The organism is Micromonospora sp. PLK6-60, assembly GCF_019890675.1.
Taxonomy (GTDB): Bacteria; Actinomycetota; Actinomycetes; order Mycobacteriales; family Micromonosporaceae; genus Micromonospora.
This window is the reverse complement of sequence record NZ_JAIOAA010000019.1, coordinates 87,086-101,414: the sequence shown is the minus strand read 5'-3', so window position 1 is coordinate 101,414 and position 14,329 is coordinate 87,086. Positions and strand designations below refer to the sequence as shown.

The 14,329-nt window shown below is 73.8% G+C and carries 12 protein-coding genes; all 12 read left to right on the top strand.

All coding sequences use genetic code 11. The features are described 5' to 3' along the window. The first annotated feature begins 166 nt into the window (after positions 1–166). The 12 genes from K7640_RS26125 (at position 167) to K7640_RS26070 (ending at position 14,151) form a co-directional block, all read left to right on the top strand. The gene (locus K7640_RS26125) at positions 167–790 is read left to right on the top strand and encodes a hypothetical protein (protein WP_222957578.1); all 624 of its coding nucleotides are present in this window, start codon (positions 167–169) and stop codon (positions 788–790) included. A 143-nt stretch (positions 791–933) separates the two neighbouring features. After that, positions 934–1,395: a DUF948 domain-containing protein gene (locus tag K7640_RS26120; protein ID WP_222957568.1), complete on the top strand. Its 462-nt coding sequence runs from the start codon at positions 934–936 to the stop codon at positions 1,393–1,395. Positions 1,396–1,420: 25 nt separating this feature from the next. Continuing rightward, entirely contained in the window at positions 1,421–1,726 is a 306-nt protein-coding gene (locus K7640_RS26115) for a hypothetical protein (protein WP_222957567.1), read from the top strand. Next, on the top strand, positions 1,723–4,401 hold the full coding sequence (gene alaS, locus K7640_RS26110; protein ID WP_222957566.1) for an alanine--tRNA ligase: 2,679 nt from the start codon (positions 1,723–1,725) through the stop codon (positions 4,399–4,401). Before K7640_RS26115 ends, alaS begins: the two co-directional genes overlap by 4 nt. Positions 4,402–4,473: 72 nt before the next feature. Further along, positions 4,474–4,935, top strand: coding sequence for a Holliday junction resolvase RuvX (gene ruvX, locus K7640_RS26105; protein ID WP_222957565.1), 462 nt, complete (start codon positions 4,474–4,476; stop codon positions 4,933–4,935). Then, on the top strand, positions 4,932–6,161 hold the full coding sequence (gene mltG / locus K7640_RS26100) for an endolytic transglycosylase MltG (protein WP_222957564.1): 1,230 nt from the start codon (positions 4,932–4,934) through the stop codon (positions 6,159–6,161). Before ruvX ends, mltG begins: the two co-directional genes overlap by 4 nt. Continuing rightward, entirely contained in the window at positions 6,158–6,970 is an 813-nt protein-coding gene (locus K7640_RS26095; protein WP_222957563.1) for a shikimate dehydrogenase, read from the top strand. Before mltG ends, K7640_RS26095 begins: the two co-directional genes overlap by 4 nt. Before the next feature lie 144 nt (positions 6,971–7,114). Further along, positions 7,115–8,638, top strand: coding sequence for a glycoside hydrolase family 16 protein (locus K7640_RS26090; RefSeq protein WP_222957562.1), 1,524 nt, complete (start codon positions 7,115–7,117; stop codon positions 8,636–8,638). 76 nt (positions 8,639–8,714) lie between these two features. Further along, positions 8,715–9,947 carry a hypothetical protein gene (locus tag K7640_RS26085; protein ID WP_222957561.1) on the top strand — a complete coding sequence of 411 codons (1,233 nt, stop codon included), beginning with the start codon at positions 8,715–8,717 and terminating at the stop codon, positions 9,945–9,947. Between the two features lie 305 nt (positions 9,948–10,252). Next, positions 10,253–11,083, top strand: coding sequence for a phosphatase PAP2 family protein (locus K7640_RS26080; RefSeq protein ID WP_222957560.1), 831 nt, complete (start codon positions 10,253–10,255; stop codon positions 11,081–11,083). A gap of 72 nt (positions 11,084–11,155) precedes the next feature. Further along, the gene (locus K7640_RS26075) at positions 11,156–12,097 is read left to right on the top strand and encodes a glycosyltransferase (RefSeq protein WP_222957559.1); all 942 of its coding nucleotides are present in this window, start codon (positions 11,156–11,158) and stop codon (positions 12,095–12,097) included. A 98-nt stretch (positions 12,098–12,195) separates the two neighbouring features. Then, on the top strand, positions 12,196–14,151 hold the full coding sequence (locus K7640_RS26070; RefSeq protein ID WP_374198126.1) for a delta-60 repeat domain-containing protein: 1,956 nt from the start codon (positions 12,196–12,198) through the stop codon (positions 14,149–14,151). The last annotated feature ends 178 nt before the right edge of the window (positions 14,152–14,329 follow it).

Below are 14,329 nucleotides of genomic sequence, written 5' to 3'. Positions count from 1 at the left end.
TGAGCCGCCCGCGGTGGCCAGGGCCGCGGTCGCCGTACCACCGGCCGGCCCGACCGGCCCCGAGCCGACCAGCGGTCCGCCGCTGCGCCCCCGGGTCGAGCCGGAACCGGCCGCGCCGGCCGCCGCCGGTGGGCTGCGCGGCGCCCGGTCCGAACTGCGCCGCCAGATGCGCGAGCGGCGCCGGCTGCGGATGGGCATCCTGGCCCTGGTCAGCCTGGTCATCCTGGGGGCGGTGCCGCTGTTCTTCGGCATCCGGACGCTCAGCCACGACCCGGTCTTCGACTCCCTCGACGAGTTGGGCGTGCCCGACTGGGCGGCGACGAAGACCGTCGACGACGTCAGTGGCAGCCGCTGGTGCCTGCTCGACTGCCGGTTGCGGGAGCGCACGGTGGACTCGCAGCGACCGGTCAAGGAGACCGCGCAGGTCTACCAGCGGGCGTTGGCCGACGACGGGTGGCGGCCGTGGAAGGTCAGCCGGTGCCCGGAACAGCCGGCCAACGGCAGCTACACCTGCTGGCGCCGGGACGAGCTGACCCTCGACCTGTGGGTGCGCGAGCCGGCGTGCGTACCGCCGCCGGTCAACGGTGAGCCGGCGATCCCGCCGTCCCCGCAGCCGAAGGCCGCTGCGGGCAAGTGCGCCGGGTCGTTGGTGTCGGTGAAGGTCCGCAACGCGATCGACGACGAGCGGACGCAGCCACAGCCGAGCACCGACCCGTCACTCACCGGTGAGGATCCGTACCCCACCCTGACCGACGATCCGCTCGGCGAGCTGACACCTTCACCGTCCTGAGCCGGTTTTCATCACGGACGGTAGGGTCTGGGGCTGGCGGACCCGTCCGCACCCGTCGGCGTGCCGTCGGCGGGGTGCGGCCGGGCAGGACGGTCGCGCGTCCCGGGCGTCGGGCCACGGGGCACTGCTGGAGGAGGACAGGCGTGGGCTTTTTGGAGGTCGCGGCACTGGTCGCGGCGATCGCGTTCGCGATGCTGGTGCTGATCCTGACGCTGCCCATCCTGCGGCTGCGGCACACGGTGGACGCCGCCACCCGCATGATCAACGACCTCAACGACCGCTCCGGGCCGCTGCTCGGCGACGTCAACACCACCGTGAAGAACGTCAACACCGCCCTGGAGCAGGTGCAGACCTCCCTCGACGGGGTCAACCTCCAGCTCGCCAAGGTGGACACCATGACCACCCACGCCCAGAACGTCACCGCCAACGTCGCGAACCTGGCCACCGTGGTCTCCGCCGCCGCGGCCAACCCGCTGGTCAAGGTCGCCGCCTTCGGCTACGGGGTGCGCCGGGCCGCCTCGGCCCGCCGGCACGCCGAGACCGAGCGGGAGGTGCGCGACACCATCAAGCAGCAGCGGCGCGCCGCCCGGCGCGGCAACCGCTGACCCGGCCGAGCAGGAGGAGGAGAAGATGAGGCGGCTGTTCTGGCTGGGCATCGGACTGGCCGTGGGCGTGGTGGTGGTCCGCAAGGTCACCCGCACCGCCCAGGCGTACACCCCGGCCGGCATCGCCAGCGGCCTGTCGGAATCCGCTGGCGGCCTCGTCGAGTCGATGCGTAGCTTCGTGGAGGACGTCCGGCTCGGGATGGCCGAGCGGGAGCAGGAGATCCACGAGGCCTTCGCCCGCGGCGAGGCGTTCGACGACCAGTTCGCCGAGTTGCGCGAGGACCCGCGCATCGGCGACCGAGAGATTTTCCCGGAGGAACACCAGCGATGAAGACGGCGGAGATCAGGCGGCGGTACCTCGCCCACTTCGAGGCGAACGGCCATGCCGTGGTGCCGTCCGCTCCGCTGCCCGCCATCAGCGACCCGAACCTGCTGTTCGTCAACGCCGGCATGGTGCAGTTCGTGCCCTACTTCCTGGGCCAGCAGAAGCCGCCGTACTCGCGCGCGGTGAGCGTGCAGAAGTGCATCCGGACGCCGGACATCGACGAGGTCGGCAAGACCAGCCGGCACGGCACGTTCTTCCAGATGAACGGCAACTTCTCCTTCGGCGACTACTTCAAGGACGGGGCCATCCCGCTGGCCTGGGAGCTGTCCACCAAGTCGGTCGACGCCGGTGGGTTCGGGCTGGACCCGGAGCGGATCTGGCCGACGGTCTACCTCGACGACGACGAGGCGTACGCGATCTGGCGCTCGGTGGGCGTGCCGGAGGCGCGGATCGTGCGGCGGGGCAAGAAGGACAACTTCTGGTCGATGGGCATCCCCGGCCCGGCCGGCCCCTGCTCCGAGCTGTTCTACGACCGTGGCCCGCAGTACGGGCGCGAGGGCGGTCCGGAGGTCGACGAGGACCGTTACCTGGAGTTCTGGAACCTCGTCTTCATGCAGTATGAGATCGTCGACGTGCGCAGCAAGGAGGAGTTCCGCATCGTCGGCGAGCTGCCGGCGAAGAACATCGACACCGGCATGGGCCTGGAGCGGATGGCCTCCATCCTCCAGGGCGTCGACAACCTCTACGAGATCGACGAGGTCCGGCCGATCCTCGACCGGGCCGCCGAGCTGACCGGCAAGCGCTACGGCGCGCACTCCGGCCACGTGGCCGCCGAGTCGCACCCGGACGACGTGCGGCTGCGGGTGATCGCCGACCACGTGCGCACCGCGCTGATGCTGATCGGCGACGGGGTGACCCCGAGCAACGAGGGCCGCGGCTACGTGCTGCGCCGGATCATGCGCCGGGCGATCCGGGCGGTGCGGCTGCTCGGCTGGCAGGACCGGGCGCTGCCCGAGCTGCTGCCGGTGGCCCGGGACTGCATGTCCCCGTCGTACCCGGAGCTGTCCGCCGAGTTCGACCGGATCTCCCAGTACGCGTACGCGGAGGAGGACGCCTTCCTGGCCACCCTGCGCGCCGGCACCACCATCCTGGACACCGCGATCTCCGAGACGAAGTCGGCGGGCAAGCCGGCGCTCTCCGGTGACAAGGCGTTCCAGCTGCACGACACGTACGGCTTCCCGATCGACCTGACCCTGGAGATCGCGGCCGAGCAGGGCCTGCAGGTCGACGCGGAGGGCTTCCGCCGGCTGATGGCCGACCAGCGCAACCGGGCCAAGGCCGACGCGCGGGCCCGCAAGACCGGGCACACCGACGTGTCGGCGTACCGGTCGGTGCTGGAGGACGGCGGCGACGTCGAGTTCACCGGCTACAGCGAGCTGAACCGGGAGTCCCGGGTGCGGGCGCTGCTCTCCGGCGGCGGGGCGGTCGGCGCGGCGGTCGAGGGGGACACCGTCGAGCTGGTGCTCGACACCACCCCGTTCTACGCCGAGGGCGGTGGCCAGCAGCCGGACCAGGGTCTGATCACGGTCGGCGGGGGCCAGCTCGAGGTCTTCGACGTGCAGCAGCCGGTGCCGGGTCTGATCGTGCACCGGGCCCGGGTGCTGCGCGGCGAGGTGCGCGCGGGCGAGACCGGGTACGCCGAGATCGACGCGTCCCGGCGGCGGGCCATCTCCCGGTCGCACACCGCGACGCACCTGGTGCACCAGACCATGCGTAACTTCCTCGGCGAGTCGGCGACCCAGGCGGGCTCGCTGAACGCGCCGGGCCGGCTGCGGTTCGACTTCAACACCCCCACCGGGGTGGCGCCGAGCGTGCTGCACGACGTGGAGCAGCAGGTCAACGAGGTGCTCCTGGCCGACCTGGAGGTGCACGCCTTCATCACCACCCAGGACGAGGCGCGCCGGATCGGCGCGATGGCGCTGTTCGGCGAGAAGTACGGCGAGCGGGTGCGCGTCGTCGAGGTCGGCGACTACGCCCGGGAGCTGTGCGGCGGCACCCACGTGGCCCGCTCGGCCCAACTGGGCCTGGTGAAGATCCTCTCCGAGGCGTCGGTCGGCTCCGGCGTGCGCCGGATCGAGGCGCTGGTCGGCATGGACGCCTTCGGCTTCCTGGCCCGGGAGCACCTGCTGGTGTCCCGGCTGGCCGAGCTGTTCCGGGTGCCGGGCGAGCAGGTGGCCGACCGGGTGGAGCAGACCGTCACCCAGCTCCGCGACGCGGAGAAGGAGCTGGAGAAGCTGCGCGCGCAGCTGGTGCTGGGCGGTGCGGCGAGCCTCGCGGCGGGGGCGAAGGACGTGCGCGGGGTCGCGTACGTCGGCACCGAGGCGCCGGAGGGCGCGGCCGGCAACGACGTGCGGACCCTGGCCCAGGAGATCCGCGGCAAGATCGACCCGGCCCGGCCGGCGGTGGTCGCCGTGGCGGCCCGGTCGAACGGCAAGGCGTCCCTGGTGGTGGCCGTGAACGCGGCGGCCCGGGGCCGGGGGCTGGCGGCGTCGGACCTGGTCAAGGCGGCCTTCTCCGGCCGTGGTGGCGGCAGCCCGGACCTGGCCCAGGGTGGTGGCCTGCCGGCGGCCGAGGCGCCGAACCTGCTGGCCACCGTCGAGAAGGCGATCGCCGAGGCGTGAACACCAACCGCGTGGGCCAGGGCGGACCGATCCGGTCCGCCCTGGCCCTTACCGGGGCGACGGTGACCGGTTGTGGCTGACCTGACCCGTGGTGTCCGACTCGGCGTGGACGTCGGGCAGGTCCGGGTCGGGGTGGCCCGGTCCGATCCGCACGGCGTGCTGGCCACCCCGCTGGTCACCCTCGCCCGGGACCTGACCGCCGCCGAGGACGCCGTGCCGACCGACCTGGCGGAGCTGGCCCGGCTGGTGGCCGAGCACGAAGCGGTGGAGGTCGTCCTCGGCCTTCCGGTCAACCTCGCCGGCAGACACGGCCCCGCCGCCGTGCACGCGAAGGCGTACGCCGACCGTTTGGCCGATGTAATAGCGCCGGTTCCGGTAACGCTCACCGACGAGAGGATGTCGACCGTGGTGGCTTCTCGTAGGCTTGCCGAGCGCGGCGTCCGAGGAAAACGTCAGCGCGCGGTGGTCGACCAGGCCGCCGCAGTCGAGATCCTGCAGGGCTGGCTGGACGCGCAGCGGAGGCAGACGCGATGATCGACGATCTTGATCTGGGGTTCGACGAGCCGGACCGGGGGGAGAAGGGCCGGCACCGCAAGGGCTTCAAGAAGCGCCAGCAGGGCGGTGGCAGCGGTCGGGGCAAGACGGTCTTCGCCCTGCTGATGGCCCTCGTCCTGCTCGGCGGCATCGGCGGTGGCGCGTACGTCGGGTTCGACCGGGTGCGCAACTACTTCGTCACGCCCGACTTCGACGGACCGGGCAGCGGCGAGGCGCAGGTCGAGGTCAAGCGCGGTGACACCGCCACCGACATCGGCGTCACCCTGCACGACGCGGGGGTGGTCAAGAGCGTCAAGGCGTTCATCAACGCCGCCGAGGAGAATTCGCGCAGCAAGAACATCCAGGTCGGCCGGTACAAGGTCCGCAAGGAGATGAAGGCCGCCGACGCGCTGGTCATGCTCCTGGACCCGAAGAACCGGGTGGTCAACGGCGTCACCATCCCGGAGGGGATGATCACGCTGGCGATCTACGACAAGCTGTCCAAGCAGACCAAGATCCCGGTGGCCGAGTTCAAGGCGGCGGCGAAGGATCCGGTGGCGCTGGGCGTGCCGGCTTCCTGGTTCGTGCGCAAGGACGGCAAGAAGTCGACGAAGAGCCTGGAGGGCTTCCTCTACCCGGCGACGTACGAGATCCCGCCGAAGGCGACCGCCGAGCAGATCCTGTCGATGATGGTGGACAAGTTCCTGACCGTCACCGACGAGATGAAGTTCGTCGAGACGGTGGAGGCCAAGCGCGGCGGCATCACCCCGTACGAGGCGCTGATCACCGCCTCCATCGCGCAGGCCGAGTCGGTCAACCACAAGGACATGGGCCGGGTGTCCCGGGTGCTCTACAACCGGGTGTACACCGACAAGTACCACTGCAAGTGCCTGGAGATCGACAGCGCGCTCAACTACTGGCTGCGGTTGCAGGGCAAGGACCCGAAGGACTCGGACGTCCTGCTCAGCAGCGAGCTGTTCGACCCGAAGAACCCGTACCGGACGCACGGCAAGGGCGCCGACGGGCTGCCGATCACGCCGATCAGCAACCCGGGCTCGGACGCGCTCAAGGGCGCGATGGACCCGCCGGACACCGACGACATCTACTTCATGACCATCGACAAGAAGGGCACGATGGGGTACGGGCGCAACGCCGACGAGTACCGGCAGCTGATCCGGACCATGTGCGCCAACAAGGTGCTCACCGGCAAGAACTGCAACGTGTGAGGGCGGCGGTCGTCGGCAAGCCGATCGCCCACTCGCTCTCCCCGGTGCTGCACAACGCCGGGTACGCGGCGGCGGGGCTGACCGGGTGGTCGTACACCCGGATCGAGTGCGCCGCCGACGAGCTGGCGGCGTTGGTCGCCGGCCTGGGCCCGGAGTGGGCCGGGCTGTCGGTGACCATGCCGGGCAAGGAGGCGGCGCTCGCCGTGGCCGGCGAGGTCTCGCCGGTCGCCGCCGCCGTCGGTGCCGCCAACACCCTGGTACGCCGCCCCGACGGCACCTGGTACGCCGACAACACCGACGTCACCGGGATGGTCGAGGTGCTCACCGCCGCCGGGGTGGCCCGGGGCGCCACGGTGGCCGTGCTCGGCGCCGGTGGCACCGCCCGGGCGGCGCTGGCCGCGGCGGCCCGGCTCGACGCGGCGGCGGTGACCTTGCTGGCGCGGCGGGCCGCGGCGGTGGCGGAGCTGGCGCCGGTGGCGACGGCCGTCGGGGTGCCGCTGACCGGCGCGGCCTGGCCGGCGGCGGCCGAGCTCCTGGGCGGCGCCAACGTGGTGGTCTCCACCGTCCCGAAGGGGGTGGCGGATCCGCTGGCCGGGCAGGTGCGGTGGCGCCCCGGCGCGGTCTGCTTCGACGCCCTGTACGACCCGTGGCCCACCCCGCTCGCGGCGTCGGCCGCCGCCGCCGGGTGCCGGGTGGTGTCCGGGTTGGACCTGTTGCTCGCCCAGGCGCTGGGACAGTTCGCGCAGTTCACCGGCGTTCCCGCGCCCCGGGCGGCGATGGCCGCCGCGCTGGCCGCGGCCGCCGGCTGACCCGAACGGCGGCGCGCTCGGTCGGCGTGGGTGACGGTGTGGTGGGCGTACGGTAGCTAGGCTGGCGCGGACAGCCGTCGTCGAGCCGGGGGAGCGGGCCCAGTGATGACCCGACACCGAAGGCGGAGGCCGGTTCGCCGGCGCGTGCTGGGGCTCGGCGTGTTCTGCGCCGGCCTGGTCGTGCTGGGGACCGCCACCGTGCCACTGTCGCGGGCGGACGCCGCGCCGATCGTGGTCCCGGTGGCCGCCGACGCCACCGCCAGCCAGGTGCCGGAGGACGGCGACACCACGGCCAGGACCGCGCTGGCCAGTTGCCCGCAGCTCTGCGACGGCAACCCCAACGGGCGCCGCGACGCGGTGTTCGCGTTCGCGGTGGCGGAGCTGCCGCCCGGGGCGAAGCGGATCCGGGCCACCCTGCGGGTGTGGAGCTGGCAACCGTTCCCGGCCCGGGTCGCCGTGCACCGGGCGACCGGCGAGGAGGACTGGCCGGGCGACTGGTCCCGCCGCCCACCGCTGGACGGGGCGCTGGCCCGGGCGGAGCGGGTGGTCACCGGGTTCAACGACTTCGACGTCTCGGACGCGGTGACCGGCAACGGCCCGGTGGCGCTCGCCCTCACCCAGCTCGACCTCGGCTCCCGCATCTACTGGGCGTCCCGGGAGAACGCCGACGCCGCCATCCGGCCCCGGCTGGTGCTGACGTACGACCGGGGCGCCCGGCGTGGCCCGGCCGGCACCCCGGCGCCCGCGCCGGTCGGCCCGGGTCCGGGGTCGCCCGCGCCGCCGCCCACCTCCGCCGGCCCGCCGTCCGCCGACCCGCCGCCCGCCACGCCGTTCGCCCCGTCGGCCACCCCGCCGCCCGCGCCGCCGGCCGCCGCGCCGCCCGCGCCGACCGGAACCCCGGCCGGCCCGCCCGCCGGTGATCCGCAGCGCGCCACCGCCGCCGCGGGCACCCGGGTGCCGGGCTGGCGGCTGGTCTGGTCCGACGAGTTCACCGGCCGCGACCTGGACCGGTCGAAGTGGAACCTGCGCGACCGCGAGGGACGCGACATCGACCGGGGCTGCAACGTGGCCGACCCGGCCAACACGTTCGTCTCCGGCGGGGTGCTCACCCTGCGCGCCGAGCGCCGGACCGTGCCGTGCGGCGCGCAGCCGCGCGCGTACACGCAGAGCTACCTGGACACCATCGGCCGCACGTCGTTCCGGTACGGGCGCTTCGAGGTGCGGGCGCAGTCGCCCAACGGGCCGGGGAACTCCCGCGGCCTGTGGCCGGCGTTCTGGCTGCGCCCGGAGGACGGCGGGCGGGGCGAGATCGACGTGGTGGAGCTGCCCGGCGGCGCGGAGTGGTACCGGGACGCCACCGTGGCGATCTTCCACGACTACAGCCCGGTGAAGCAGGACGTGCGGATCCCGCTGCCGGCCGGCTATCCGGGGGACGGCTTCCACACGTACACGGTGGAGTGGGAGCCGGACGCGATCCGCTGGTACGTCGACGGGCGGCAGGTCTGGCGGCGCGACCGCGCCAGCACCCCCTGGTTCGACGAGGTCTTCCACAAGCCGTACAACCTGCGGTTGAACTTCCAGGTCGGCGGCTGGCTGGGCGACCCGGACGCCGCGACCCGGTTCCCGGCCGACTTCCGGGTCGACTACGTCCGGGTCTGGCAACGCTGACCGCGCCGGCCGCGCCGCGCCGCGAGGCCCTATGGTGTGCCCGGGCGTGATCGCGGCGGCACGGGTGGGAGGCGGCATGGGGGAGGACCCGCGGGGCCGGACCGACGGCATCGGCTGGGTGTGCCGGGCGGTCTTCGGCGATCCCCGGCTGTGGCTGGGCGTGTCGGCCGGCCCGTGCGCGCCGCCACCCGGTCACCGGGTGGCCGCCCGGTACGCGGTGGTGCCCTCGCTGGACCGGGCGAAGTTCCTGCTGCCGTTGGCCTCCCGCCGGGTCGGCGCGGCGGCCACCCTGGCGTACAACGCGCTGCGGCCACCGCGGGTGCGGATGAACCGGCTCGCGGTCGGGGTGCTGGCCGGGCTCGGTGCGACCGGCCGCGCCCGGATGCCGGTGCTGACCGTGGCCGTGCCGGACCGGGTCGACCCGGCCGAGGTGCTGCTCGCCGAGCACCTGGGCCGTGCGGCCGGGCGCCGGTGGCACGCCGCGATCGGGATCCGGCCGCCCGACCCGCACCACAAGCCGACCCTGCAACTCTTCGACGACCGGGGCGCGGCCCAGGGGTACGCCAAGATCGGCTGGAACGACGCCACCCGGGCCATGGTGGTGGCGGAGGCGGCGGCGCTGCGTGCCCTGCCCCGCGACGGCGGTGACCTGCCCGAGGTGCCCCGGCTGCTGGCCGAGACGCGTTGGGGGGAGCTGGCGGTGACCCTGGTGGCGCCGATGCCGGCCCGGGTCCGCGCGCTGCCCCGGCCGGAGCGGCCCCGGGTGGCGGCGATGCTGGCGGTGGCCCGGCGGGCCGGTGCGCCGGCCGAGTCCCGCCCGCTGGCCGGGTCGCCGTTCCTGGCCGGGTTGACCGCCCGCGCCGAGCGGGCCGGCGGGCCGGCGCGGGACGCGGTGGCGGCGCTGGCCGCCCGCGACGGCGCCACCACTGTGGAGTTCGGCCACTGGCACGGCGACTGGGTGCCGTGGAACCTGGGCGGGCACGCCGGCCGGCTCTGGGCCTGGGACTGGGAGAACAGCGGGCCGGACCGGCCGGTCGGCTTCGACCTCGCCCACCAGGGGTTCCAGAGCGCGCTGTCGCTGCGCGGGCGGGCCGTGCCGGAGGCGACCGCCGACATGGTCGCGCTGCTCGACCGGTACGGTGCGGCGTTCGGCCTGGACCCGGCGCGCCGGCGGTTCGTCGCGGACGCCTACCTGGTCGAGCTCTGGCTGCGTACCGCCGAACTGGCCGCCGGTGGCGGCGGGTGGAGCGAGAAGCTGCACCCGGCGTTGCCGCGGGTGCTCGCCGGGCGGCTCACCGCCGGCGGCTGACGCCCGCCCGGCGGCCCGCTCCGGTCGAACTGTCCGGAGACAGACTCACATTCCGCCGAAAAGCCGCAGGGGCGACACCGCCGCTACCGCTCGCACCGGTCGGTCCACTACTGTCACCACTCGATCACGAGCGGCCCGCGGCGCCGTGGTCGCTGAACTCCCGACGTCGTGGGGACGTCACGGGAGCACCGCGGTCCGGGGCCGGCCGGCGGCCGGCACGACAGGGGGACCATGACATCGGCGCGGATCGCCGGGCGAGGGGCAGCCCGGCGCACCGGCAGTGGCACCCGGGGTGGTGCCCGCCCATGCTGATCATCTATGCGTTCGCGGTGCTGGTGGTGGTGCTGCCGGCCGTGCTGGTGCCGGTCGCGGCCACCCGTTGGGTGCCGGCCCTGCGGGCCGGCCGGGCGGCCGAGCGGCTGCGGCTGGCCGTGGCGGCGCTCGACGGCGTCCTGGGCCGGTTCGGCACCGCGCTGGTGGTCCTGCTCGCCGGCTCCGCCGCGGTGGTGGCGGTCTGCTGGCCGCTCGGCGAGGCGCTGTCCCGGCTGGAGCCGCACGTCGACTGGCCCGTCTTCGAGTACGTGCACGCCCGGCGGGTGACCGGTTGGGCCGAGCTGAACGCGTTCGTCACCGCCATCGGCGACCGGTATCCGCTCAAGTGGGTGACCGTGGTCGCGGCGCTGGTGTTCGCCGTGCTGTGGCGGCACCGGCGCTGGTGGGTGCCGCTGCTGGCGATGCCCCTGCAGTTCGCGCTGGAGCAGTACACCCAGGAGATCCTCGCCACCGTGGTGGACCGCGGGCACCCGCCGACCGACCTGGGCACCTATCCCTCCGGCGGCTGCGCCCGGGTGATGCTCACCTTCGGCACCATCGCCCTGCTGGCCGGCCTCACCTGGCGGCTGCCGCGGGCCGGCCGGATCGCGCTGGCCACCGGGGTGGCCCTGCTGGTCGCCGTGGAGGGCTACACCCGCATCTACGCCGAGAAGCACTGGCTGACCGACGTGCTGGGCGGCTGGATCTTCGGCAGCCTGCTGTTCGGTGTCATGGCGCTGGCGTTGCTGGTCGCCGAGGGTCGGATCCGGCCGCCGGCGCGGCGACCGGAACCGGCCCGGCAGGAGGTGCCGGCCGGCGGCTGACCCGGGCCGGGCCCGCGACCCGCAACCGCGACCCCGACCCACCCCTCGCTCGACAACGGAAGACGGCACGACATGACCACCCTTCTCGTCGCCTCCGCCGGCGGTCACCTCGCGGAGCTGCACCAACTGGTGCCCCGGCTCGGCGTGCAGGACGACTGCGTCTGGGCCACCTTCGACTCACCGCAGAGCCGCTCCCTGCTGGCCGGGGAGGAGGTCATCCACGTCCCGCCGGTGCGCACCCGGGACGCGGTGGGCGCCCTGCGTGACTGGCTGGCCGCCCGGCGGGTGCTGCGCGGCGGCCGGTTCGGCCGGGTGGTCAGCACCGGGGCGGCGGTGGCGCTGTCGTTCTTCGTGCCGGCCGCGCGGCGCGGGCTGACCTGCCACTACATCGAGAGCGCCACCCGGATCGCCGGGCCGTCGCTGACCGGGCGGATGGTGGCCCGGGTGCCGCGCGCCCAGCTCTACACCCAGCACGCCGGGTGGGCGGACGAGCGGTGGCGGTACGGCGGCTCCATCTTCGACGGATACCTCGCCCGGCCGGCGGCCGCACCGGGACCGGTGTCCCGGATCGTGGTCGCGCTGGGCACCCAGGCGCGGTTCGGCTTCCCGCGGCTGCTGTCCCGGCTGGTGGAGGTGCTGCCGGCCGAGGCGGAGATCCTCTGGCAGGTCGGCTCCACCCGGATCCCGCGGCTGCCGGCCGGGGCCCGGGACCAGGTGCCGCACGCGGAGATGGCGCAGGCCATGCGGGAGGCGGACGTGGTGGTGACGCACGCCGGGGTGGGTTCGGCGCTGGCCGCGATGCGGGCCGGCCGGCGGGCCATTGTGGTGCCCCGGCGGCGCGCCCACGGCGAGCACGTCGACGACCACCAGGTCGAGCTGGCGCACGGGCTCGACCGTCGGGGGCTGGTGCTGGCCCGCGAGGCGGACGCCATCAGCGCGGCCGACCTGACCGAGGCGGCGTCGTGGCGCATCGACCACGCCGGTGACGTCGGGCCGTTCCGGTGGACCGGATGACCGCGCCGCCGCCCGGGCGGTCCGGTTGGTTGATGGTGCGGTATTTCCGGGCGCAGGAAGCTACACAGGATCTCACTTCGTCATTGGGGGCACCAGTGCTGCTCAGAACGTCGTCCCGATCGGGCCGGGTGCCGGTGCTGCGGCGGTGGCTCGCCGCGCTCGCCGCGTCGGTGCTGGCCGTCGGCCTGCTCGCCGCGCCGGCCCGGGCGGACGGACTCACCCCGGTCGCCATGACCCTCACCTCGGCGGACCCCGCCGACAACATCCCGCACGCGCAGAACGGCGACGTCAAGGCGTTCGCCGAGATCGGCAACACCGTCTTCGTCGGTGGCTCCTTCACCTCGGTCAAGGCCGCCGGCGCCGGGAGCTGGACCGCGCGCAACTACCTGTTCGCCTACGACCGCACGACCGGGGCGCTGAAGACCGACTTCGCCCCGGCCCTCAACGGCGCGGTGCACGCGCTGGCCGTCAACGCCGCCGGCAAGCTGATCGTCGGTGGCGCCTTCAACACGGTCAACGGGGTGAGCCGCAAGAACCTGGTCGCGCTGGAGCCGACCACCGGTGACACGGTGGGCAGCTGGGTCGGCCGCAGCGACGGCGGCCTGGTGCGCCGGACCATCGTGCACAACGGCAAGCTCTACATCGCGGGCGCCTTCCACTGGGTCAACGGCACCGAGCACTCGCTGCTGGCCCGCCTCGACGCCGGCACCGGCGCTATCGACCCCACCTTCCAGATCGACGCCAGCGTCGCGCGGGCCAGCAGCGAACTGGTCTGGGGCCTCGCCGTCTCGCCGCAGGGCGACACCCTCGTCGCGGTCGGCAACTTCACCAAGGTCAACGGCCAGCCGCGCAACCAGGTGGTGATGGTCGACCTGACCGGTACGCCGTCGGTGGCCAACTGGAGCACGCAGCGTTACGTGGCGCCCTGCTACGACTGGTCGTTCCCGTTCTACGCCCGGGACGTGGACTTCTCCGACGACGGCAGCTACTTCGTCATCATCGCCGACGGCGGGCGGGGCACCGGCGCGTACTGTGACGCGATCGCCCGCTGGGAGACCTCGGCGCGGGGCAGCAGCCTCGACGCCACCTGGGTCAACTACACCGGCACCGACTCGGTGACCTCGGTCGAGGTGGCCGACAACGTGGTCTACGTCGGTGGCCACTTCCGCTGGCTGAACAACGCCAACGGCGACGACGCGGCCGGCGCCGGCGCGATCAACCGCTACGGCCTCGGCGCCCTCGACCCGATCAACGGCCTGCCGGTGGTCTGGAACCCGGGCCGGGGCGGCGCCCCTGCGGGCACCACCACCTGGGGCGCCATCGTCTGGGAGCTGTGGCGGGGCAGCAACGGGATCCTCGCCGGGTTCGACTCCGACGGCCTCGGCAACGAGTACCACGGCCGGCTCGGCCTGTTCCCGCTCTCCGGCGGCCGGACGATCCCGGCGGTCAATGCCCCGACTGCCGGCTCCGGCTACCTCTACCTGGGCGCCGGGGACGGCAGCACCACCAAGGTGCCGTTCAACGGCAGCACGCTGGGCACCCCGGTGACCAGCGCCCAGCCGAGCCTCACCGCGGCCGGCGCGTCCTTCTCGGTCGGCAACAAGCTGTACTGGGCCAAGACCGTCTCCGGGGCGCCGAGCGGCAGCTACCTCGAGGTGTCGATGTTCACCGGCGGCTCGATCGGCGCGCCCTGGGTCAGCAGCGGCTACAACGACTGGTTCAACGCCGCGTCGATGAGCGGGGCGTTCTACCTCGACGGGCGGATGTACTACACGAAGGCCGGCACCAACAAGCTGTTCTACCGCTACCTGGAGCCGGACGGCTACATCCTGGGCTGCACCGAGTTCAGCCTGCCGAGCGTCGGCCTGAACTGGGCAAACGTGCGGGGGATGGCCTGGGTCAACGGCAAGATCGTGTACGGCTCGACGGACGGCGCCCTGCGCAGCGTGCCCTTCGACGAGCAGGCGGTCGACGGTGCCGCCGCCGTCGTCGTCGCCCCGGCGTCGGCCGGCGTGAACTGGTCGAACAAGACCCTGTTCTTCGCCACCTCCTGACCGCCCGCCACCACGGCGGTGGCCCGCCGGCGCCCGCGCGGCGCCGGCGGGCCACCGGGTCGGACCGGGCATGACGAACCAGGCTCCCGTTCGCGACAATGGGACCACGTCGCACCCGCGGCGATGGGACCACGTCGCGCCCGGACGCCCGGCCGGGCTCGGCCCACCCAACCCCTCG